We start from the raw sequence: 253 nt of genomic DNA, 5'->3' as shown, positions 1-253 counted from the left end.
AGACTCAATGCCTTCCATAGTCGCCATAGGTGCTTTGCTTGAGTCAAATAAGACGATAAAGAAAGGCGCAGGGCCTTTTCTAATAAACTCGCCATTTTCTTCATATTTTGACATGCCGCAGCGAGCAGCGCTTGCGCCTTGACCTTGGCTAATCCACGAAAGCGTGCGTAACGATGACCATGTAGTTGCTTCGCATCGGCGAAGCTCCGTTCGACCGTCTCTTTACGATGCTTGTAAATCTCTTTCCCACTTA

General features: G+C 47.8%; 1 protein-coding gene. It reads right to left on the bottom strand.

The features are described 5' to 3' along the window. The coding region (locus H8K52_RS20905) for a transposase (RefSeq protein WP_246464741.1) at positions 1 to 253 on the bottom strand (253 nt) is incomplete at both ends.

This window comes from Affinundibacterium seohonense (assembly GCF_014284305.1).
Lineage (GTDB): Bacteria > Pseudomonadota > Gammaproteobacteria > Burkholderiales > Burkholderiaceae_D > Undibacterium > Undibacterium seohonense.
Note: the sequence above shows the minus strand (reverse complement) of the source record. Positions and strands in the feature narration are given on the sequence as shown.